This window comes from Alienimonas californiensis, from assembly GCF_007743815.1.
GTDB classification, from domain to species: Bacteria; Planctomycetota; Planctomycetia; order Planctomycetales; family Planctomycetaceae; genus Alienimonas; species Alienimonas californiensis.
In genome coordinates this window covers 418,408-441,643 of record NZ_CP036265.1, presented here as the reverse complement: position 1 = coordinate 441,643, position 23,236 = coordinate 418,408, and the positions used below count along the sequence as shown (strand labels likewise).

The window sequence follows — 23,236 nt, the reverse complement described above, 5'->3', positions numbered from 1 at the left end:
AACGTGATCCCCCGGGACGGCCCCTCCGGGCGGTCCTGAACGCGACGACCAGGCCCTCGCCGACGCCTTGGAAAGGGCGTCCCGTAACCCGTCACCCGCCAAGCCTTTCCAAGGAACATCCCGATGTCGAACTTCCTTTCCCAATCCTGGCTGGTCGACCGCCGACACGCCCTGCGCGCGATGGGCACCTGCGTCGCGCTGCCCATGCTGGAATGCATGATCCCGCTGCGGGCGGCCGAGCGACAAACCGCCTCGCCGAAACGCAGCGCCTTCGTCTACCTCGCGAACGGCGTCCATTCGCTCAACTACCAGATCACCACGCCGGGCAGGGACTATGAGTTCTCGCGCTCGCTCAAGCCGCTGGAGAAGCACCGCGACGTCATCACGCCCATCAGCGGGCTGCATCATCCCGGCGCCATCAGCCATCACCACAACTGTATTTCCGTCTGGCTGACCGGCGGAAAACTCGGCCCGTCGGACCGCAATACGATCTCCGTCGACCAGCAGATGGCGGCGATCACCGCGGAGCACACGCGCTACCCCTCCATGGAGGTCGCCCTCACCGGGGAATCGTTGAGCTGGACGGCCGACGGCGTGCGCCTCCCCTCAATGCGGCGTTGCAGCGAGATCTTCGCGTCCCTCTTCGAGCAGCCCAAAGGCGGCGTCGCCGCTCAGCGCAGAGCCTTGCGCCGGAAGGCCAGCGTGCTCGACGACAACCTCGCGGAAGTCCGGCGGCTGGAGCGGCAGATCGGAGCGGCCGACAGGGGGCGCCTCGATCAATACCTCACTTCGGTGCGTGAGGCCGAGATCCGCACGCGGCGGGCCGACGCCTGGCTCGACACCCCGCTGCCGGAGATTTCGGAGTCTGACAAGAAGCGGACGAACCGCGACGTCCCCAAGACCCAGGCGGGCGATTATTTTCGCACCGTCTACGACCTGATGGTCCTCGCCTTCCAGACGGACGTCACGCGGGTGGCCACGTTCAGCCTGGGCGGGGAGGGGGACGCCTTCGCCATTCCCGAGATCGGCATCACCGAGTCGCGGCATCAGCTGAGTCACCACGGCGGCGACCTCGGCTACATGGAGAAGCTGACGAATTACGACACCTTCGCCATCGAGCAGTTCAGCTACTTCCTCACCCGACTGGCGGAGACGAACGATCTCAACGGCAGGCCGCTGTTAGGCTCGACGATGGCGCTCTTCGGCAGCGGCATGTCGTACGGTCACAGCCACGGCAACGCCAACCTCCCGCTGGTGCTCGCCGGCGGATCGGACCTCGGTCTGAAGCACGGCAGCCATGTCGACTTTAACCAGGGCCATTTCGAGGGCTATCAGCTGGACGAACCCGGCAAGCATTACTCGCTCTGCAGCCGCCCCGCGAACTCGGACGCCCATATGAGCAATCTGCTGTTGACGATGGCCCAGCGCATGGGCGTCGAAACCGACCAGTTCGGCGACAGCAACAAATCGATCGAACTATGACGCGAATTGACGCATCGTTCTGGGCGACGGCGCTGTGCCTGATCGCGACCCTGCTGGCGCCCGCGGTCTCCGCGGCGGAGGACCCGTTCCGCCCGGAACCCGGGACGTTTCCTCCGTTGGAGAAAGCGCACGCCTACCGGGGCGAACTGGTCTTCGTGGACCACGCCAACCGCCGCGGCAGCCTGCGGGTGGCCGGGACGGGCAAGTTTTATCGCAACGACCCGCAGCCCTTCGCGATGCTGCCCTACGGCGTCGTGCGGTATCACGGGGCGCCGGCGGATCTCCGGGACGTCCCGCTGGGGACCGTGCTGCACGTGCGGGCCTTTCTGCCGCCCGACCCGAAGCTCTCCGCCGTGCCGGTGTTGCCGGTCGACAACAAGGAGAAAGACGCGGGCCACTATCGCGGCACGGGGACGGCGCCCGCGGAGAACCACGTGCTCCTGCTCGAAGACGAGCCCAGCCACTGCCTGCGCGCGGGATTGGTCTGGAGGCTGAAAGCGGTGGAGCTCAAGAACGACGCCGGAACGATCGTCGCCCGCCGCGCGCCGAGGGCCGGCGGAGACGGCGCCTCCGAGGATGAAGAGTTGACGTTCGACGCCGCCACCCGCATCTGGCGCGGCCGCGAGCGGATTCGAGTCGCGGACCTGGTGGCCGAAGACGCGTGGCCGGTTAGCGGCAAGAAGGATCTCGGCGGGCAGGAGGTCCTGCTCGGGATCACCTGGAAGCCGGCGCCGGGGGACGGGTTGAGCGGGGCGTTCACCCAATTTCATATCTCGGACATCTGGCTGGACGACGACTCCCTCCAACAGGCGGCCTATTTTCAAACCGAGACGCACAAAGCCTTCATCCGCAGCCGCTGGATGCCGGCCCGGGTCGACGCCGTCGAGTACGACGAATTCGGCCGCGCGACCGTCGCCGCGACGCTGTTCGGCGGCATGGACCCCTCCCTGTACGCCGACTTCCAGCCGGGCGTCGGCGCGCAGATGAACGGCGCCGAGAACACCTTGAAACACACGGCCGGTCACTACGGGCCCTCGCACGTGGCGTCCAACGGCACAATCCTTGAAGTCACCCGAGAGGAGGGAGAGATTCCTCTGGGCAGCAGCGGCGTCCAGATCCGTTTCGAGACCGACCTGATCATCGAGGGCATTCGCCCCGGCCGGGTCGTCCGCGTCCGTCCGGAGAGCTGGCCGAAGATGCAGGTGCCCCGCGAGGAATATCTGTTCAATCCCGGCCACGAAGACCGGTTCCCGACTCCCGACCTCTTCCCGGAATACTGATGCGGGAACACCGCCCGATGACGCCGTTCCGTTCGACCTGCCGGGTCGCCGCGATCTCCCTCGGCGCGTTCCTGCTCGCGAGCGCCGCCCACGCCCAGGACGAACCCTTCCGCCCCGAAGTCGGCACGTTTCCCCCCCTGGAAATGGCGCACTCCTATCGGGGCGAATTGACGTTCGTGGATCATCCCAACCGCCGCGGGAGCCTTCGCGTGCAGGGGGAGGGGATGTTCTTCCGCAACGATCCGCATCCCTTCGCGCTGCTCCCCTACGGCGTCGTGCGCTATCACGGGGCGCCGGCCGATCTCCGGGATATTCCGCTGGGGACCGTGCTGCACGTGCGGGCCTTTCTGCCGCCCGAGCCCGAGATCTCGGCCGTGCCGGTGTTGCCCGTCGACAATAAATCGAAGGACGCCAACCATAACCGCGGCGCCGGGATCTTCCCGGCCGAGAACCACGTCCTCCTGCTCGAAGACGAACCCAGCCACTGCCGGCGCGAGGGATTAGTCTGGAACCTCAAGGAAGTGGACCTCAACAATCACGCGGGGACGATCGTCGCCCGCCGCGGACCGAAAGACGGCCAGGCCGGCGAGGCCGGCGAGGAAACGCTGACCTTCGACGCCGCGACTCGGATCTGGCTCGGCCGCGAACTCCTCGGCGTCGAGGACTTGGTCGCCAACGGCCTCTGGCCCGCCAGCGGCAAGAAATCACTCGACGGGCAGGCCGTCCTGCTGGGGATCACCTGGAAGCCCACGCCGGACGGCGTATTCACGCGGTTTCATATCTCGGACATCTGGCTGGACGACGCGGCGATCGAGCGCGCCGCCCGCCGTCAGACCGAAACGCACAAAGCCTTCATCCGCAGTCGCTGGATGCCCGCCTGGGTCGACGCCGTCGAGTACGGCAAGTTCGGCCGGGCGACGGTGACGGCGACTCTGTTCGGCGGGATGGACGACTCCCTCCTCGCCGATTTCCAGAAGAACGTCGGCGTGCATATGAACCCGGTCGAGAACACGTTGAAGCACACCCACGGCGCCTACGGCCCGTCGCACATGGCCTCGCGAGGAACCCTCGTGGACGTCGCGAAGACGGACGGTGAGGCGCCTCTGGGCAGCAGCGGCGTTCAAATCCGGTTTGAAACCGACCTCATCGTCGAAGGCATCCGCCCGGGCCGGGTCGTCCGCGTCCGTCCCGCGAACTGGCCGCAGGTGCAGGTGCCCCGCGAGGAATATCTGGGCGACGGCAGCCCCGAAGACCGCTTCCCGACGCCGGACATTTTTCCCAAGTACTGACGCCGGACGCCCCGCGGCCGGCGGCGGCGGGAACGCGGCGACCGCCGCGTTCTGCAGGCTCGACAATCCAGTTCACTCTTCGCCGAGTTGCCGCAGCGCCAGGTTCCTGCCTGCCGACGCCTCGTGTCTGACGGGTCGATCACGCAGCCGGATCTGCCCGTGCTCGATCGAATCTCTCGATCGCCGAGGTGCGTGTTGCTGACGACGACGAAGGAGAGCTTGGGCAGCCGCGAGCCCGCCGCCGGAAGGTTGGCCGGCGAATCCGCGACCCCGGCCGTCAGCGCGCCGCGGCGGGGTTCCGGGCGGCGGCGCTCTCCGCCGCGAGGGCGTCCGGGATCCGCCAGAGCTGCACCAACAGGTTCTTCCCGCCCGCGACCGAGGCGACGTGTTCGCCGTCCGGGGCGTACGCGGCGGCCTGGCCGCCGCCCGGCAGCCGTTGGCGGGCGAGTTCGGCGCCGGTCGCCACGTCCCAGAGGCGGAGAGTGTTGTCGCGGGACAGCTCCGGCGTCCAGGCGTCGTTGAGGTACTGACTGCCGCTGCACGAAAGCAGCCGGGTCCCGTCCGGGGAGAACGCCACGGCGTTGATCTGACCGGCGTGACCGACGAGCCGGCGGACCTCCTCGCCGCTCGCCAGGTCCCACAGGCGGACGACGGCGTGTTCCGGGTCGTCCCAACGGAGTTCCTTCACCTGCACGGCTTCGTGTCCGGTGGCGAGCGTGCGGCCGTCGGGGGAGAGGGCCGCGGACTTGATCGAACTGTGCTTTCCGCTGAACCGCCGCAGGAGTTCGCCCGTCGCCGCGTCCCAGACGGAGACGCCGTCCTCGGCCGCGTGGTGGACGGAGACGACCCGCGCCCCGTCCGGGGTGAACATCACTTCGTGCACCGCCCCGTACCCGTTGTCGGTGGGCGGCGGCTCGGCCTGCCACAGTTCCCGCCCGGTCTCGACGTCCCAGACCCGCACGGTCAGGTCGCCGCGGTCCTTGCGGACCCAGTTGGAACTGCCGGAGGCGAGGCGTGTGCCGTCCGGGGAGACGGCCAGGCGCTCGACGAAGCCGGTGTGCCCCTCGAACCGACGAACGACCTCGCCGCTGTTCAGGTCGGACAGCAGAATCGCGTCCCCCTTGCCGGCGGTGACGACCCGTTGGCCGTCCGGCAGGACGACGGCGGCGTGCACGCTGCGGCCGTCGTGCCCGGTCAGTTCCCGCCTCCGCCGGCCGTTGCGGGCGTCCCAGACGAACGCCCCGTCCGCCCCGCCGGTGACGAGCGACCGCCCGTCCGGGGTGTAGGCGAGGGCGAGGACGAAGTCGCTCAGTGCCTCAATCCGCACGTCCTCGACGAGGGACGGGGGTTCGGGCGGGCGCCCCGCATGGTCGTCGGCGGGCGGAACGGCGTCGGCTGCGCGGGGGCGGTCGTCCGTGAAATCCCACAGCCGCAGTGCGTAGTCGCCGGTGCGGACGGACTTCTCCCCGTCCCAGTAGCCGCCGCCCCCGGTGAGGAACCCCCGGCCGTCCGGCGTCGGCGTGACGTGGAGGACGGTTTTGTCCGGGCGTGCGAGCCGGGCCAGTTCCTCGCCGGAATCCAAGTCCCAGAGCGTCAACACATCGTCCAGACCGCTGGTGAGGGCGCGTCGGCCGTCCGGCAGGACGGCGACGGAGTTGACGGCGTCCCCGTGCCCGCGGAACCGCCGCAGCGTCGTGCCGTCGCCCGCGTCGAGGAGGGTCAGCCAGCCGCCGCTGTCGCCGACCAACAACCGGGCGCCGTCCGGGGAGAACGCCAGGTCCAAGGTGGAGCGGTTGCCGAGGTCCCTGCTCCAAACCGCGGCGCCGTCGTCGAGGTTCCAGACGACGATCTCGCCGTCCCGTCCGCTGCTGTGCCAACCCGCGGCCGCCCGCATGCCGTCCGGCGAGAGGGCCAGGCAGAGCGAACCGACGTCGGACCCCTCCTTTGGCATCGGCGGCGGCGGGGCCAGCGTGCGCACCAGCTCCGCGGTGGCGGCGTCGAGGACCACCGGCCCGCCCCGCAGCCGGGAGGCGACGACCCGCGAGCCGTCCGGGGTGAGGGCGAGCGCCGACGCGAACTGATTCGGGGCCCCGCCGAGATCGCCCGCCTGGCGGACGAGCGTGCCGTCTTCCAGGTCGTACCAGCGGACCCCGGCCGGGTTGGCGGTGCCGACGATCGCGAACCGTGCGTCCGCCGTCACCGCGACGGCCTTCACCGCCGCCCCCGTTTCGATCGTCTTCAGCAGGGCGCCGGTCTCCAGGTTCCAGACGCGGAAGCGGTGTTCCTCGCTGCCCGAGATCGCCCGCCGGCCCTCGTCGTACACCGCGATCGCGTTGACCGAGGAGGCGTGGCCGGGGAACGTGCGGACGAGGGCGAACGAGCCGTCGGCGGCGTTCGCGTCCGCCGTCTCCGCGCCGGACAGCCGCCAGAGGCGGACGTCGTAGTCGCGGGGGTCGGGTGCCGGCCGGCCGCCTAGCGTGTTGCGGGCGCGTCCCCCGCCGGTCGCCAGCAGGGCGCCGTCCGGCGCGAGGGCGAGGTGAGCGGCATGCGGGCCGTCCAGGGGGCGCTCCGCGAGCAGCCGCCCGGACTCGACGTCGTACAGCCGCAGCGCGTCGTCCTTACCGGCGGCGAGCAGCCTCCGGCCGTCGCCCAGGAAGCGGACCTCGGCGGTCGGGCCGGGAGTCTCGATGAGGCGAATCAGCGTACCGTCGGCCGCGTCATAGATCGGGATCTGCGGCCGGGTAATCGCGGCGGCAAGCCGCGTGCCGTCCGGCGAGTAGCGAACGTCGACGACCGCCGCCCGCTCCAGCGAGACGGTCGCGTGGAGGGCCGCGCCGTTCAGGTCCCGGGTCATGATCTGCGGCCCGCGGCTCGAACAGGTGACGAACGTGCGGCCGTCCGGGGCCCACTCCCCGCCGAACACCTCGTCTTCGCCCTGCCGGAACTCGTTCAGGCGTTCGCCGCTGGCCGGGTCGAACAGCAACCCCACGCCCTGCTGGCCGGTCGCCAGCAGCCGGGAGCCGTCCGGCGAGTACGCCAACCCGTGCACCAGCCCCGGCGGGCCGTCCAGCAGGTGGACCCGCTCTTTCGTCTCCAAGTCGACGATCTCGATCTGGGCCGACTCCGTGACCGTGACGTACCCGAGGGCCGCCTGCGTCCCGTCCGGCGAGACCGCGACGGCCGAGACCCAGTGCGGGCAGTCGCGGCGGTACAGTTCCTCGCCGCTCGCCGCGTCCCAGATGCGGAACGTCTGATCCGCCGAGCCGGTGGCGAGCCGCCGCCCGTCCAGGAAGAACGCGAGATCTCGCACGGCGTCCGTGTGGCCGCGGAGCGAGGCGACCGGCTCGAACGTCGCGTCGCCAGCCGTCGCGGTCCCGCCGTCGGCGGACCCTCCGGCGCCGGGCGGCGGCCACAGGGACACCCAATCGCCGACGGCGATTGGGCGCTCCGCGTCGTACTCGAGGACGCGGACCTCCGCCCGCCCGTCCGACGGAACGCGGACGGCCTCGACCCAGGCTTTGATGTAGCTCGGCGGAACGCCGGCATCGGCCCGGGGGTGAACGGCGAACGCCGCGCCCGGCCGCAGGCCGGCCGGCTCGTCAAGTTGAATCGACGCCGTCCCCGCGGCCGGGTCCGCCCCGACGACGACGCCCAGCCGCCGGGGGGGGGCAGTCGGCTCTCCCGCGAACGCCCCGGTCTGTCCGCCGGCCCGCCCGGCGGGCTCCCGCCCGGCGGGCTCCCGCCCGGCGGGCTCCCACCCGACGTTCACGACCTCCCGGCCGTTCCGTTCGACGGTGACCAGTTCCGTGAACTCGCGGCCGTCCTTCGTCGCCTTCACCTGATAGGTGCCGGGCTTGAGTCGGATCTCGCTCAGGCCCGTGCCGGTGAGGACTACGTCCTCGCCCTCAATCGTCACGCCGACGTCGGGGTCGTTCGTGCGGATCGCCAGCGTGCCCTCGCCGCGGACGAGGCGGACGACGGTGGGGATCACCTCCGTCACGCCGGTCGCCTCGGTCGTTCCCCCGATCAGTAACACGGCCGCCAACGCCGCGGCGGCGACCGTCCACCGCCGCCCCCGCCCGGCGCGGGCCGTCGACGGGAGGCCCGCCGCCGGCCGCGGACGCTCGGCAGCGTCGGGGTTCTGCATCTCGGCCAGACGACCGCCCAGCAGGGCGGCGACCTCGGCGGCGGAGGCGAACCGCTTTCCCGGGTCCTTTTCCAGCAGGCGGTCGACGATCTCCGTCAGCCACGGCGGCACGTCCGGGTTCACCTCGCGGATCGGCCGGGGCGTCGCGTCGCAGACCTTCCGGAGGACCGTGAGCGTGGACTCCCCGCGGAACGGCGGCCGCCCGGTGCACATCGCGTACAGCACGGCGCCGAGGCTGAACAGGTCGCTGCGGGCGTCGACCGGGCGGCCCTCCGCCTGCTCCGGCGACATGAACTGCGGGGTGCCGGCGATCTCCCCGGTGCGGGTGATCGCCACGTCGTCGGCGGCCCGGGCCAGGCCGAAGTCCGTCAGCTTGACCCGCTCCACGCCGTTCTCCAACAGCACGTTGCCGGGTTTGACGTCCCGGTGAATCAGCCCCTGGGCGTGGGCCGCGGCGAGGCCGGCGGCGACCTGCGAACCGATTCGCAGCGCCTCCCGGACCTCCAGGGCCCCGTCGGCGTCCAGCTTGTCCTTCAGGGAGCGACCGGCGACGTATTCCATCACGAGAAACGGCGTCGGCCCCTCCGGCCCGGCGCCCCCCGGCTCCACCGCGTGAATCGTGACGACGTGCGGATGCGTCACCGCGGCGGCGGCCCGCGCCTCCCGGGCGAAGCGGCGGCGGGCGGTGGGGTCGGCGGCCAACTCCGGGGCCAGCGCCTTGATCGCCACGATGCGGTCCAGGTGCGGGTCCCGGGCCCGCAGCACCACGCCCATCCCCCCGCGGCCGACCGTCTCCAGGACGTCGTAGCCCCCGAGTTTCTGGGCCGAATTGAGGGGGACGCCCGGCGCCACGTCGTTCGTCGCCCCGGCGCTCGGCTGCGGATCGGCCGTGTCCGGAGCGTTGACGACCGTCGCGGTGGAATGCCGGGCGGCGGTCCGGTCGGAGGGCGCCGTGGCCCGGGCCGCCGCGGGCCGATCGAGGGGGCCGCCGGGCGTTCCATGCGCCGCCAGCAATTCCTCCACCTCCGCCCGCAGGGCCGCGTCGCCCTCGCAGCGGGCGTCCAGCAGGGCGGCCCGTTCGCCCGGGTCGTCGAGTTCGGCCGCCTGAAGGAACAGGGATTGAACGTCGGGCGGGGGGGCGGGCATCACATGGCTCCGGGTCAACGGGGTCTCTCGGTCGTGCGCCAACCGGAGGCGGGCGTGCTCACGGAAAGTGCGAACGACTCAAACTTCGTCCGCCCGGTCCTCGGTCGGGCGGTCCTCGGTCGGGCGGTCGCCGGGCGATGCGTTGCCGTTCAGGGCGCGGTGCAGCCACGCCCGGCCGAAGGTCCAATCCCGCACCGCGGTGGCGCGGGAGACGTCGAGGGCCGCGGCGGTCTCCTCGAAGCTGAGACCGGCGAAGTACCGCAGCGTGACGACCGAGGCCGCCCGCGGATGCTCCGCCTCGAACCGTTTGAGGGCGGCGTCCAGCGCCAGCAGGTCGTCCGGATCGTCGTCCCGGTCGCTCGCCAGTTCGATCGCCGGCACATGGTCGAAGTCGACCCGCCGCCGATCGCCGCCCCGCTTGAGCCGGGCTTTGCGGCGGGCGTTCTCCACGAGGATTCGTCGCATCGCCTCGGACGCCGCGGCGAAGAAGTAGCCCCGCGTCGAGCGGATGCGGCCCTCGTCCGCCGCCGATCCGTCTCCGGCCGAATCGCGTTCGGAGGAGCGGACGAGCCGCAGGTACGCCTCGTGCACCAGCCCGGTCGCCTGCAACGTGTGGCCGGCCGCCTCGTCGCTCATTTGCTTCCGGGCGATCCGGCGTAGCTCGTCGTAAACCAGCGGCAGCAACTCGTCCGCGGCGGCGGCGTCGCCGGCTCCGAAACGGTCGAGTAGTCGCGTCACGTCGCTCATCGCCTCGCCTTGCCGCACATCACGCTACGGCGACATCGGTCCCCACGCGACCGTTCGGTCTCCCGCCGGGCGCCCGGCGCGTCCTCCCCGTGGCTGCCCGTTTGCGGTCGACGGCCCGTTCGCGGTATCGCTAGGGGCGTGCGGTCGCGGATGGCGCGACCGTCGTCAACCTCCCTCACCGCTCGGACGGGTTCGTCGTGGAGCTTCCCGATCGCATCGCCGACGAAACCGCGTTGGAGGAACTGCTCAGCCGCCCGACGCCCGCGGTGGTCGACGTCTTCCGCCGGCTGCGGGGCGATCTGGCGGTGCTCGGTAGCGGGGGGAAGATGGGCCTGTCGCTGGTGACGATGGCCTGTCGGGCGCGGGACGCGGCGGGGAGTTCGGCCAAAGTGTTCAGCGTAAGCCGCTTCGGCGACGCGGCGGTGCGGCGGCAACATGAGGCGGCCGGGGCGGAGACGGTCGCCTGCGACCTGCTCGCGGAGGACGCCGCGGACCGGCTGCCCCCGGCCGCCCACGTGGTCTACATGGTCGGGCTGAAGTTCGGCACCGCGGAGCGGCCGGACCTGACGTGGGCGGCGAACACCGTCGCGCCGCTGCAGGCGACGCGGGCGTACCGCGACGCCGACGTCGTGGCCTTCAGCACGGGCAACGTCTACGACGTCACGGCGGCCGATTCGGGCGGGAGCGTGGAGACGGACGCGCTGGAGCCGCGGGGCGAATACCCGAACGCGGCCGTGGCCCGCGAGCGGCTGTTCGAATACGCCTCCCGCGAACGGGGCACGCCCGCGGTCCTGCTCCGGCTGAACTACGCGCTCGAACCCCGCTACGGCGTGCTGGTGGATCTGGCCCAGCGGATCGCCGCCGGGACGCCGATCGACCTCGCGACGGGATACTTCAACGGCATCTGGCAGGGGGACGCCAACGCCGCGGCGCTGCGCCTGCTGGAGCATGCGGGCAGCCCGCCGCTGGCGATCAACGTCACCGGCACGCAAACGCTCGCGGTCCGCGACGTCGCGACCCGCCTCGCCGAGCGGATGGGCCGGCCCGTCGCCTTCACCGGCGAACCGGCCCCCGCCGCCCTGCTGTCCAACGCCGCCCGGGCGACGGCGTTGCTCGGCGAGCCGGACACCCCGATCGAACGCGTGATCGACTGGGTCGCCGACTGGATCGCCCGCGGCGGGCGGACGCTGGGCAAACCGACCCGCTTTGAAGTCCGCGACGGGCGGTATTAAGTTCGTCGCGGTCGGCGGTCGCTCGACGCTGGAATGAGGCCCATGTCCCACTCCGCCGAAGCTCCCCGCTGGGTCCGCGACGCCCTGCAGGCGGGGCTGGTGATCCCCGCGCACCCGCTCGCGCTGTCGGCGGACGGCGTCTACGACGAGCGCCGCCAACGGGCCCTCACCCGCTACTACGCCGCGGCCGGCGCCGGCGGCGTCGCCGTCGGGGTGCACACGACGCAGTTCGCGATCCGCGACCCCGCGCACAACCTGCTCGAACCGGTCTTGCGAACCGCGGGCGACGCGCTCGACGAGATCGAGCGGAACGGCGGCCCCCGCTTGGTCCGCGTCGCGGGGGTCTGCGGGCCGACGCCGCAGGCCGTGCGCGAGGCGGAGTTGGCGAGGTCGCTCGGCTACCACGCCGGGCTGCTCTCGCTCGCGGCGCTGCCGCAGGCCGACGACGACGCCCTGATCGCCCACTGCCGGGCAGTCGCGGACGTGATCCCGCTGTTCGGGTTCTACCTCCAGACCGCGATCAGCGGCCGGCCGCTGGGCGAAGCGTTCTGGCGCCGGTTCGCCGCGATCGACAACGTGCTCGCCATCAAGATCGCCCCGTTCGACCGCTATCAAACGCTCGACGTCGTCCGCGGCGTCGCGCGGGCGGGGCGGGCCGGGGAGATCGCGCTGTACACCGGCAACGACGACCACATCGTCGCGGATCTGCTCACGCCGTTTTCGACGCGGGTCGGCGGCGTGACGGTTACGCAGCGAATGGTCGGCGGGCTGCTGGGGCACTGGGCCGTCTGGACCCGCCGGGCGGTCGAGACGTTCGACCGCGTGCAGGCCCTCCGCACAGGGGCCACGCCGCTGACGCCGGCGGCGCTCGCGTTGGACGCCCAGGTCACCGACTGCAACGCGGCGCTGTTCGACCCGGCCCACGGGTTCGCCGGCTGCGTCCCGGGGATCAACCACGTGCTGCACGGCCAGGGATTGCTCGCCTCGGACCGGTGCCTGGATCCGCACGAGCGACTCTCGCCGGGGCAGGCCGAGCGAATCGCCCGCGTCCGCCGGGACCACCCGCACCTCATCGACGACGAGTTCGTCGCCGAACGTCTGGACGCGTGGCTGTCCTGAGCGCCGCCCTGCGGTCCCTCAGTCCCGGGACGCGGGGGACCGTTCGTCCGCGCCGGTCGCTCTCGTCGCTCGGGCAGCCCGGGTAGAATGCGACGACCCCGCTTCGTCCAAGCGGCCGCCGACGGAGGGAAACGTCGCCCGCCGCCGGGCTCGGCGGAGCTTCTGTTCCTGTTCCAAAGCCGGAGCGCGACCATGCGGCGAGTTGCTGTTTCCCTGGCCGCGCTCCTGGGGCTGCTGACGCCGAACGCGGCGGACGCCGGCGTCGGCGACCCCCAGGTTCGCACCGACCATCCTTGGTACCCGGGGGAACTGTCGTGCTCGACCTTCGAGCGGCTGGAGGCGACGCAGGCGGACCTCTACCGCCGCGTCGTGGGAGACGTTCCGAGCGCCGACGAGCAAAAAGCGCTCGCCGCCTGGCTCTGGCGGAATACCCATTACTGGCACGGCGAGGAGGGCGTCGAAGACCTCTGGGGGGAGGGGTTTCGGCAGGGCGGCGACTCCGCGACGCGCGACTATTGGACCGGGTTGTTCGCGCACGGCTTCGGCCTCTGCGGCACGACGCACGCCCAGTGGTCGGCCGAACTGCACGCGCTGCTGGGGCACAATCGGGGCCGGACCGTCGGCACGGCGGGGCACAATTCGTTCGAGGTCTTTTTGAAAGGCGGTCCCTACGGAGACGGCCGCTGGGCCCTGCTCGATCACGATCTGTCCACCGTCATCTTCGATCGCGAACAGGATCGATTAATGTCGATCGCCGACGTGCAGCGCGATGATCGACGGCTGGCGAAACGCTCCGCCGCCGAGGCGCAACGCGGCTGGCTGGTCTGCGGCCTGCATCCGGACGACGGGGCCGTCTACGCGGATTACCGCTCGGCCGAGTATTTCCCCGGCTACAGCGGAGCGCCGCCCATGACGCATCTGCGGCGCGGCGAGTCCCTGCGCCGCTACCTCCAACCGGGACTGGACGACGGGAAGACGTTCGTCTTCTGGGGACGCAATTATCAAACGGCGGGAATCCCCGGGCCGGAGCGTTCGCGGACCTGGGTGAATCAGCCCGAGACGATGTACGGCTCGGAAGACGGCGCGGAGTATCGGCCGGGGCAGGCCCGGTTCGCCAATGCGGTGTATGTCTACGAGCCCGACTTTCGCAGCGGCGACTATCAGGAAGGCGTGATCGCAGAAGACGCCCGGCAGATCACCTTCGAATTTCAAACGCCCTATATCATCGCCGCGACTCCGCCGAACGACGCCGCCTGGGGGATCTACGACGCCGGCTGCCGCAACGGCTTGGCGGTGCAGGGCGAGGCCGAGTGCGAGACGGCGATCTCCACGGATCGCGGCGCGAACTGGACCGCCTGCGGACGGCTGACCGGACGACTGGACCTCACCGACCAGGCCAAGGGCTTTCGGCAATATTGGCTGCGGTTCTCGCTCCCGGACGCTCCGGCGGACTCGAACGCACCGCCGGGCGCCGTCGCCGCCACGCTCGCGGACGCGGGCCTGAAGATCATCACCGTCTGTCAGGCGAACGGATCGACGATCCCGCGGCTCCGCGACGGCCGGACGGAGATCGAGTTCCTCGCCTCGGGGCGGGCCGTCACGTCGATCGGACCGACGCGGCCGCAGGCCGACGCCCACCGGATCGCCAGGGACTTCGGCACGCCAACGGTCACGCTGGCCGCCGAGGCGCCGCGGGGCCGCCCCGCCGTCGCGATTCATGCCGCCGCACACGTCGCCTCCTCAAACCCGCCCAGTCCCGACGTGACGTACGAGATCGAATACTCCGCCGACGCCGGCGCCAGTTGGCGGCCCGTGGTGGAGGACTGGCGAATCACGCGGCGCGGCGACGAGCCCGGCGACTTCTGGTCGCAAAGTTTTTGTTGGGGCGACGTTCCGTTGGAGGAGCCGACGAGCGGGCCGCTCCAGGTTCGCTTCCGGAATACCGGGGGCAAGAAATATCTGCGGGCAGAAATGCACCTCGTCTACGAACCGCCCAGCCGGGACGCGACGGAGGTCACGTTCGCCTGGGAGGACGACGGGGGCGAGCAGACGGCTTCGCACCGCTTCACGGGCGCGACGGGCGAATCGCAGACGTGGACGCTGGCCGCCGGCCGGAACGTGCGGACCCGCTGGGTCGAATATCGCCCCGTTCCGTCTCCGTAGAGTGTCCCGACTCACCTCGGTCTATCCACGCAGGAAATCAGGCGAACGACCATGACCCAATTCCGGCTGACGAATCTGCTTTTCCTCCTCTGCGGCGGCGTCGTGAGCTGCGGGGGCGTGGCGTCCGCCGGGGCGGAGCAGGTTCCGGAGGCGCCCCGCATCGACAGCGTCGGGATGGCCGAATCCCAACCGCACGCAACGGACGCGGCAGTGATCTGGTACGACGACTTCGACGACCCTGCGACGCAGCGGCAATACCCGGAGCGGAGCGGGGAGACGACCGACGCGACGCGGTTCGGCGACCGGGGTAGGTCGCTTCAGATGGACTATCGCAAGGACGAACGCGGGACCGGCGGCCGGAAACTCTTCTTCGGGGATTCGCCCGTGTACCCGGCGCAGGCGGTCCGCCCGGAGGAGACGTTCACCGACGTGTATTGGCGCATCTACGTGCGTCATCAGCCCGGCTGGACCGGCGGCGGTCCGGCGAAACTCTCCCGCGCCACGAGTCTGACGCCGCCGGGCTGGCGACAGGCCATGATCGCGCACGTCTGGAGCAGCGGCGAGGCCCTCACGCTGGACCCGGCCACGGGCGTGCGCGGGGATCGCGTGGTGACGACCAAATACAACGACTTCGCCAATCTCAAATGGCTGGGCAACAAGCCGGCGTCGCAATTCCAACTTCACAGCCGCGAAGAATCCGGCCGCTGGGTCTGCGTCGAGGCGCGGGCGAAGCTGAACTCGCCCGGCAAAAACGACGGCCTGAACCAACTGTGGATCGACGCGCGGCTGGAGGCGGAGCGACGCGATCTCGACTGGCGGGGCGGCTACGCCGACCGCGGGATCAACGCCGTCTTTCTGGAGGCCTACTGGAACGACGGCTCCCCCGTCGACCAGTCGCGCTGGATCGATAACTTCGTGGTCTCCACCGAGCCGATCGGTCCGGTCGTCTGTCCGCGGAATCCGGTTTTATTCGTCACGCCAAATCACGGCCCGGGCGGCCAGAGAAGTTGGGAAGCGGAGATCGCGAACGATCCCGCCGGCCAGTCGGTGGTCTGGACGTCCCGCCCGCTGCGGGGAACCGACCGCGTGCGCGTTGGCCCGGACACAGGACAGTTCGTCGGTTCGCTGGCCGGGGCCAATCAGCTCGACGCGTCCCAGGTGTACTTTGTCCGCGTTCGGCAGCAAGGCGCGACGGGCCCGTGGTCGGCCTGGAGCCCCTGGCATCAGCCGTTCCGGACGCTCTGAGCGGCGCTTGCGGCCGTCGGTCGCCGAGCGAACGACCTGCCTCGGAGCGGATCAATTCCAAGCGGCGCCGATGCGGCTCTGCGGTAAGAACGATCGACCGTGACATCGCATCCGCCGGTGTGCGAGGGCGGCGGCACGGGGCTCGCCTTCGTTCGGTCCCGACCGCTGGTCTCCTCCGCGTCGCGCTCGCGAACGAGGTTCGACGCGGACCGGGGCGCACGCGGCGATCAGCCTGCCAGCCAGTGGACGCGACGTCGAGCGACGATCTAGAATGACCGACGCGGCGGCCTGCCGCTCAACCAAGACAGGAAGCAATGAAGGTCAGTCGTTCTGCCCTGCGCAGCGGCGTCGGGGCTCTCGCGGTTATCGCCCTATTCGCGACGCCGGCCGTGGGCGCGCCGGACGGGGGCGAGCGGCATTTCGGGTCGGCTGTGGCGCCGCTGCTGGCCAAGCACTGTCTCGAATGCCACAGCCCCGCCGTGACGGAAGGGGGGCTGGACCTGTCGCAGGCCGCGACCGTGTCCACGGGGGGCGACAGCGGCGCGGCGATCGTCCCCGGCAAGCCGGACGAGAGTCTGCTGCTGGAGAGGGTCCGCTCGGGGGACATGCCCCTGGATCGTCCGCCCCTGTCCGAAGCGGAACAGGAGATCCTGAAACGATGGATCAAGGACGGCGCCCGATGGGGCGGGGCGGCCATCGACCCCGTCGCCTATTCCAGCGATCGGCGCGCCGGCTATGACTGGTGGTCGCTGCAGCCGATCGCTCGCAACGCAGCACCTCAACTCGCGGATCCGGACTGGGTCCTCAACGACGTCGATCGCTTTGTGCTGGCGAGGCTCGACGCGCAAAAGCTGCGACCCGCGGCGACGGCGGATCGGCGGACGCTGATCCGTCGCCTGTATTTTGATTTAATCGGTCTGCCGCCCGAGCCGGAGGCGGTCGAGGCGTTCGTCAACGACGCCTCCCCCGACGCTTACGAGGCGCTCGTCGACCGGTTGTTGGACTCGCCGCATTACGGCGAGCGCTGGGCGCGGCATTGGCTGGACGTCGTCCGCTTCGGCGAGACGCAGGGATACGAACGCAACCGCATCCGCGACAACGCCTGGCGCTACCGGGACTGGGTCGTTCAGGCGTTCAACAACGATCTGCCCTACGACGAATTCGTTCGCCTCCAGATCGCCGGCGACGTGCTGCGTCCCGGCGATTACGACGCCTTGACCGCGACCGGCTATCACGTCTGCGGGACGTGGGACCAGGTGGGACACGTCGAAGGGTCCGCCATGATGCGGACCGCCGCCCGCTGGGATCACCTGGAGGATCTGGTCGCGACGCTCGGCCAATCGTTCCTGGGGCTGACCGTCCATTGCAGCCGCTGCCACGATCACAAGTTCGACCCGATCTCGCAGCAGAACTATTATCAGATGGCGGCGCTGGTGGGCGGCGTGAACCAGGCGGAAAAGGAACGGACGGATCTGACCGCGACCCGGGATCCGCGGCGCGAGGCCCGCCTCCGTGAGGAGGCTCAGAATCTCCGCGAGCGAATCGCGGCGTTCGAAGCGGAGATTCGCCGTCGCCACGGGAAAGGCGAAACGGCCGCGCGGCCGGTCGAGGGGCTGGAACTGTTCTACCTGATCGGCGAACGGCCCGGCGACGACGTCCCGGACCGCGCCCGTTCGGATTCGGGCCCCAGCCTCGTGAAGGGCGACGGGCCGCGGTTCGCGACGAAGCAGCCGCCGCGGGAGTTCGTCGACCGCGTTCGCTCGTCGGGCGAGTTGACGATCGAGGCCTGGATCACTCCCGAGAACTCGCAGCAAAGCGGACCGGCGCGGATCCTCACCCTCTCCCGAGATTCCGGAGCGCGGAACGTGACGCTCGGCCAGGACGGCGATCGGTTCGACGTGCGCCTCCGCACGACCAAGACCGACGGCAACGGCCTGCCCTCGCTCGCCTCGCCCGCGGGCGGCGTGAAGTCGGCTCGAGTCCACGTCGTTTATACGTTCGACCGCCAGGGCCGGAGCAAGCTGTACCTCGCCGGCGAGTTGGCGGCCGAGCGGACGACCGGCGGCGACCTGGGCAACTGGGACGACGGCTTCCGATTGGGGCTGGGAGACGAGTTCTCCGGCGGTCGTCGCTGGAACGGCGTGTTTCACGCCGTCGGCTTGTACAGCCGCGCGCTGGGCGCGGACGAGGTCCGCCGACACTTCGAAACGCGGTCGGAGAACGTCGCCGCCGGCGAACCCTTCGAGGCGCTGCTCGCAGGGGCCCCCGACGCACAGCGGTCGCAGCATCGCGAATTGATCGGCCGGCTGCGTGCGGCGGAGGACGCGCTCGCCCAGGTCGCGTTCTCCGGCACGGCCCATGTGCCGATTCCTCGCCAGCCGCCCAAGTTCCACGTGCTCTCGCGAGGGGATTTTCGGAATCCGCTGCAGGAAGTCGCCCCCCGGGGGCTCGAGGCCCTGTCGCGCGGCGGCCTGTCGGCGGACTTCGGCCTCGCGCCCGACGCCCCCGAGGCGGAGCGGCGGCGCAAGCTGGCCGAGTGGCTGAGCGATTCCCGCAATCCGCTGACCGCGCGGGTCATGGTCAATCGCCTGTGGCGCTATCACTTCGGCCGCGGCATCGTGGACACCCCGAGCGACTTCGGCTTCAGCGGCGGCCGGCCCTCGCACCCGGAGTTGCTCGATTGGCTCGCCGCCCGCTTCATCGACGGCGGGTGGAAGGTCAAGGAGATGCACCGCTTGATCGTCACCTCGGCCACGTATCGGCAGAGGTCGAACGTGCGCAACGAGCAGGCGGAGAACGTCGACGCGGACAACCGGCTGCTGTGGCGCCAAAACGTGCATCGGCTGGAGGGGGAGGCGGTCCGAGACGCGGCGCTGGCCGTCTCCGGCGCGCTGAATCGCAAGTTGGGCGGACCCAGCTATCGCGACATGCGCGTCAAGGCGGGCAACAACGCGGAATTCACCGACCCGACGGGCGAATTCCACGACGAGGTCAACCGCCGCACGCTCTACCGCCTGTGGGCCCGCTCCGGCAGCCATCCCCTGCTCGAAACGCTCGACTGCCCCGACCCCAGCGTCATGGCGCCGGTGCGAACCGAAACCGTCACCCCGGTCCAGGCGCTGTCGATGTTCAATAACGTGACGATGGAAAAGTGCGGCGAGCGGCTGGCGCAGCAACTGCGCGAGGACGCGGGCGACGACGCGAAAGTCCAGATTCAGTTGGCCCATCGGCTGCTGTTCGCCCGAGAGCCGACCGGTCGGGAAACGTCGCTCGGCGAACAATTCGTCAGCCGACACGGCCTCGCGCAGTACTGCCTGGTGTTACTGAACACCAACGAATTCTTGTACGTGAACTAGACCGCAGGCCGTCGCAGAGGCCTCCGAGTCGGCGAACGCTCCGCGTGGGCGGACCCGCCGTCGCCTTCGCTGCCCGGATCCCCGGCCGATCTCTCCCGCCCGCCGCCCGCCGACCGCCATGACCGCACCCCGCCTCACGACTCGCCGCAACTTCTTTCAGGACGCCGCCTGCGGGGTGGGCGCGATCGCGTTGGCGGACCTGTTGGCGCGAGACGGGAAATTGACTTCCGCCGCCGAACCGCAGGCTCGGCCGGGCCTGCACCATGAGCCCAAGGCCAAGCAGCTGATCCACATCTTCCTCGGCGGCGGCCTCAGCCATGTCGACTCGTTCGACTACAAGCCTGAGCTGGAAACGCTGCACGACAAGGAGATGCCCGACAGCTTCGGGACGGCCGACGTGTTCAACGGCAAAGTCGGCCGATTGCATCGCTCGCACTACCGGTTCGCCCAGCGAGGCCGGAGCGGGCTGTGGGTCTCGGACTTATTCCCCGGCATCGCGGAGGTCGCGGACGAATTGACGGTGATCCGCTCGATGACCGCCGAAACGGCCAATCACATCCCGGGCATCTTTCAGGCGAACACGGGATTTCGCCAGATGGGCTTTCCCACCATGGGCGCGTGGTTGTCCTACGGGCTGGGCACGGAGAACGAAAACCTCCCCAGCTTCGTGGTGTTGCCGGACTCCCGGGGCATTCCCAACGCCGCGGGCGGGGCGTTCAACTGGAGCGCCGGGTTCCTGCCGGCGGAGCATCAGGGGGTGCCGTTCAACACCCGCGGCGGCCCGCCGATCCTGGATCTCAACCCGGCCGGCGGCGCCAGTGACGAGGTCCAGCAGGCGCGACTGGAGTTGCTCGGCGCGCTGAACGAACTGCACATGCAGGAGCAGGCGGAGACGGATCCGCTGGTGGCCCGAATTCACAGCTACGAATTGGCCGCGCGGATGCAGCGGACGATTCCCGAGGCGATGGAGCTGGCCTCCGAGCCCAAGCACGTTCAAAAGCTGTACGGGATCGACCGGAACGAGTGCCGCGACGTCGGGCGCAACTGTCTGGCCGCCCGGCGCCTGATCCAGCGGGGCGTTCGCACGGTCCAGATCTGGACGGGCGACGGCGTCTCCTGGGACGCTCACGACGACGTGACCGGCAAAGGATATAAGAGCCACACGGGGGAAGCCCTGCGCGTGGACCGTCCGATCGCGGGTCTCATTCAAGATCTGCGAGCCCAGGGCATGCTCGACTCCACCCTGGTGATGCTGACGACCGAGTTCGGCCGCACCCCGTTCGCCCAGGCGAGCAAAGGGACGCTCAGCCGCGGCCGCGACCATCATCCGCAAGGCTTCACCAACGTGTTGGTCGGCGCCGGACTGAAGCCGGGATACGCCTACGGGGCGACCGACGAGTTGGGGTACGCCGCGGTGGAGAACCCCGTCACGACCTACGACATGCATGCCACGATCCTGCACCTCCTGGGCATCGACCACGAGCGCCTGACGTTTTATCACAACGGCATCGAGCGCCGCCTGACCAACGTCCACGGCCACGTGATCAAAGATATCCTCGCGTAGTCCGGCCGCACGGGGAGATGGACCGGCACGCTCATCCTGACGGTTGGGCAGGGCACGACCCACGGCCGGCGAAACGGTGCGGTCGGGGCTGAATCGTGCGACGACACGCGACGCCTTGACAGCCCGCCCGGGTGCGGGTGGGCTGTTTTCCTGTCCGGCGTTCGTCCGACGGCCGCGGTCCGCCGCAGCGGCGTGAGCCCGGCCGAATTCGGCCCCCCCGCCGTTCACGGCAGCCGGAATCCCCACCGAATACGATGCAATTGCGCATGACGCCCTGGATTCAACGCGTCGTCCTCACGACGGTCTTGATCGCGAGCGCCGGTCAGAGGGGAACGGCCGGGCAGGAATACGACGCCGACGTGATCGTCTACGGCGCGACGCCCGGCGGATTCTGTGCGGCGATCGCCGCGGCTCGCGAAGGAGCCGCGGTGATCTTGCTCGAGCCGACCGATCACGTCGGCGCGATGACGACCGGCGGGCTCAGTCACTGCGACTCGAACCAGATGGTCCGCAGTACGGTGATGGGCCTGTTCGACGAGTGGCACACGCGGGTGGTCAAGGACTACGCCGATCGCGGGCTCCCGGCGCCCTACGATCCCGCAGTTAAGGACCAGTCGATCTGGACCTTTGAGCCGCACGTCGCGATGCGTGTGACGAGGCAGATGCTCGAGGAGGCAGGAGTTACGACGCTGACCGAACGCCCTCTGAAGAGGGTCGTGAAAGACGGCCCGCGGATCAGGTCGCTGGTCGCCGGGAACGACCGGTTTCGCGGTAGAGTCTTCGTCGACGGCACCTATGAAGGCGACCTCATGGCGGCCGCGGGGGTGGACTGGACGATCGGCCGCGAGGGCCGCGAGGAATACGGCGAGTCGCTGGCCGGCCGGCAGTACCCCAAAGCGAAGATGAACGTCGACGGGTTCGACGACGAGGGTGCCCTGCTGCCGTTGGTCACGACGGACGATCCCGGGCCTGACGCAGCGGGCGATCGGCACGTCATGACCTACAGTTTCCGGCTGTGTCTAACCGAGGATCCGGACAACCGGGCGCCGCTGCCCGAGCCGGCCCGCTACGACCCGGCCCGCTTCGAAGTCGTGCGCCGCGCGCTGCAGGCGGGCGTGCCCGTCGGGTTCGATCTCTACCCGCTGCCCGGCGGCAAGCTCGACGGCAACAACTCCATCGGCGGGCAGTTTTCGCTGGGCCTGGTCGGCGGGGGCGACGACTGGCATGCCGCGGACGAGGCGGGGCGGCAGCAGATCTGGGAGGCGCACAAGCAGTACACGCTCGAGTTCTTTCGCTTCCTGACCACCGACCCGGCCGTGCCCGCGGAAGTCCGCAACCGGTACGCCAGGCTCGGCCTCTGCAAAGACGAATTCGCCGGCTACGGTCATTTTTCGCCGGCGCTCTACGTCCGCGAGTCGCGGCGGATGCAGGGCCTCTACGTCATCAGTCAGAAGGACGTGCTCGACTCGCCGCGTAAGGACGACCCGATCGCCGTCTCGTCGTTCCCGATCGACTCGCACGACTGCCGGCGCCTCGCGCTCCCAGACGGAGGCGTGATCAACGAGGGGACGATCTTTCCCGTGAGGCGGGGGAAGTCCCGGCAGGGCTACGCATACCACGTCCCGTACCGCGCGATCGCGCCCAAGCCCGAGCAGTGCGACAACCTGCTCGTGCCGGTCGCGCTGTCCTGCACGCACGTGGGCGTTTCGTCGCTGCGGATCGAAGGGACCTGGATGATCCTCGGGCAGAGCGCCGGCGTCGCCGCCGCCCTGACCGCCGAGACGGACGCCGCCGTGCAGGCGCTGCCCTATCCGAAACTGCGCGAGCGACTGCTGGCGCAGGGCCAGGTGCTTGAACTGCCGGACGTCTCCGAATTGCCGTCGGCGACGGGCTCCGTCGCCGTGGAGACGCTGCCGGGAATCGTGCTCGACGACGCGAACGCCCGCCTGACCGGCGAGTGGGGTCGCTCGACGAATTTTCAGCCGCACGTCGGGAGCGGCTACGTCTTTAGCGGCCGGCCGGGCGACGCGACCCCGGGCGACGGCGGCGCGACGGCCACGTTCCGATTCCAGGCGCCGCAGGCGGGCGAATATCAATTCCTGATGAGCTATTCGGCGCACGAGACCCGCGCCGCGAACGTGCCCGTGAGCGTCGTCAGCGGCTCCCACAAACAGGAGTTCGCCGTCGATCAAACCCAACCGCTGCCGCCGGGCGGGCAATTCCGACTCGTCGGCGCCGTCCGCCTGGAAGGCGGCGTCGAAACGACCGTCACCGTCAGCAACCGCCAAACCGTCGGCTTCGTCATCGTCGACGCGCTCCAGTTCCTGCCGAAAGACCAAGCGGCCAGCCAGCCGACGCCACCGAGCGGCGAAGCCGGGCGTTGAGCGCTCTGCGGGAGGGAGAGCACGGAATATCGATCGCCGGTCTCGACGACGCATGGGCCCGCGGGAATGGCTGAACGCGAGC

The 23,236-nt window shown here is 70.2% G+C and carries 12 protein-coding genes; 10 read left to right on the top strand and 2 right to left on the bottom strand.

What is annotated here, in order from left to right; translation table 11 throughout:
• Positions 1 to 123 precede the first annotated feature (123 nt).
• Genes CA12_RS01730 through CA12_RS01720 form a run of 3 tightly spaced genes read left to right on the top strand, consistent with a single transcriptional unit; the run spans position 124 to position 4,051 of the window.
• Positions 124 to 1,482, top strand: coding sequence for a DUF1552 domain-containing protein (locus CA12_RS01730; RefSeq protein ID WP_145356989.1), 1,359 nt, complete (start codon positions 124 to 126; stop codon positions 1,480 to 1,482).
• Positions 1,479 to 2,762, top strand: a complete 1,284-nt coding sequence (locus tag CA12_RS01725; RefSeq protein ID WP_145356987.1) for a hypothetical protein — start codon at positions 1,479 to 1,481, stop codon at positions 2,760 to 2,762. Before CA12_RS01730 ends, CA12_RS01725 begins: the two co-directional genes overlap by 4 nt.
• Before the next feature lie 17 nt (positions 2,763 to 2,779).
• On the top strand, positions 2,780 to 4,051 hold the full coding sequence (locus CA12_RS01720) for a hypothetical protein (RefSeq protein ID WP_145356984.1): 1,272 nt from the start codon (positions 2,780 to 2,782) through the stop codon (positions 4,049 to 4,051).
• A 277-nt stretch (positions 4,052 to 4,328) separates the two neighbouring features.
• Here CA12_RS01720 and CA12_RS01715 read toward each other — a convergent pair whose 3' ends face one another.
• Together CA12_RS01715 and CA12_RS01710 are read right to left on the bottom strand one after the other, a co-directional pair.
• Positions 4,329 to 9,344 (bottom strand): protein kinase domain-containing protein, encoded by a 5,016-nt coding sequence (locus CA12_RS01715; RefSeq protein ID WP_145356982.1) that lies wholly within the window; start codon positions 9,342 to 9,344, stop codon positions 4,329 to 4,331.
• Positions 9,345 to 9,422: 78 nt separating this feature from the next.
• Positions 9,423 to 10,091 carry an ECF-type sigma factor gene (locus CA12_RS01710; RefSeq protein ID WP_145356980.1) on the bottom strand — a complete coding sequence of 223 codons (669 nt, stop codon included), beginning with the start codon at positions 10,089 to 10,091 and terminating at the stop codon, positions 9,423 to 9,425.
• 197 nt (positions 10,092 to 10,288) lie between these two features.
• Between CA12_RS01710 and CA12_RS01705 the strand changes: the two genes are divergently transcribed.
• The 7 genes from CA12_RS01705 to CA12_RS01675 all read left to right on the top strand — a co-directional run bounded on the left by CA12_RS01705 (position 10,289) and on the right by CA12_RS01675 (position 23,154).
• Entirely contained in the window at positions 10,289 to 11,323 is a 1,035-nt protein-coding gene (locus CA12_RS01705) for an NAD-dependent epimerase/dehydratase family protein (RefSeq protein WP_207622106.1), read from the top strand.
• A gap of 42 nt (positions 11,324 to 11,365) precedes the next feature.
• Positions 11,366 to 12,442, top strand: a complete 1,077-nt coding sequence (locus CA12_RS01700) for a dihydrodipicolinate synthase family protein (protein ID WP_145356978.1) — start codon at positions 11,366 to 11,368, stop codon at positions 12,440 to 12,442.
• A gap of 192 nt (positions 12,443 to 12,634) precedes the next feature.
• A complete protein-coding gene (locus tag CA12_RS01695) occupies positions 12,635 to 14,605 on the top strand; it encodes a hypothetical protein (RefSeq protein WP_145356976.1) in 1,971 nt (656 codons plus the stop codon).
• 51 nt (positions 14,606 to 14,656) lie between these two features.
• Positions 14,657 to 15,850, top strand: coding sequence for a hypothetical protein (locus CA12_RS01690; protein ID WP_145356974.1), 1,194 nt, complete (start codon positions 14,657 to 14,659; stop codon positions 15,848 to 15,850).
• Between the two features lie 431 nt (positions 15,851 to 16,281).
• Positions 16,282 to 19,206: a DUF1553 domain-containing protein gene (locus tag CA12_RS01685; protein ID WP_165700497.1), complete on the top strand. Its 2,925-nt coding sequence runs from the start codon at positions 16,282 to 16,284 to the stop codon at positions 19,204 to 19,206.
• 118 nt (positions 19,207 to 19,324) lie between these two features.
• Positions 19,325 to 20,770, top strand: coding sequence for a DUF1501 domain-containing protein (locus tag CA12_RS01680; RefSeq protein WP_145356971.1), 1,446 nt, complete (start codon positions 19,325 to 19,327; stop codon positions 20,768 to 20,770).
• Between the two features lie 266 nt (positions 20,771 to 21,036).
• Positions 21,037 to 23,154 carry an FAD-dependent oxidoreductase gene (locus CA12_RS01675; protein ID WP_145356969.1) on the top strand — a complete coding sequence of 706 codons (2,118 nt, stop codon included), beginning with the start codon at positions 21,037 to 21,039 and terminating at the stop codon, positions 23,152 to 23,154.
• Positions 23,155 to 23,236: the final 82 nt, after the last annotated feature.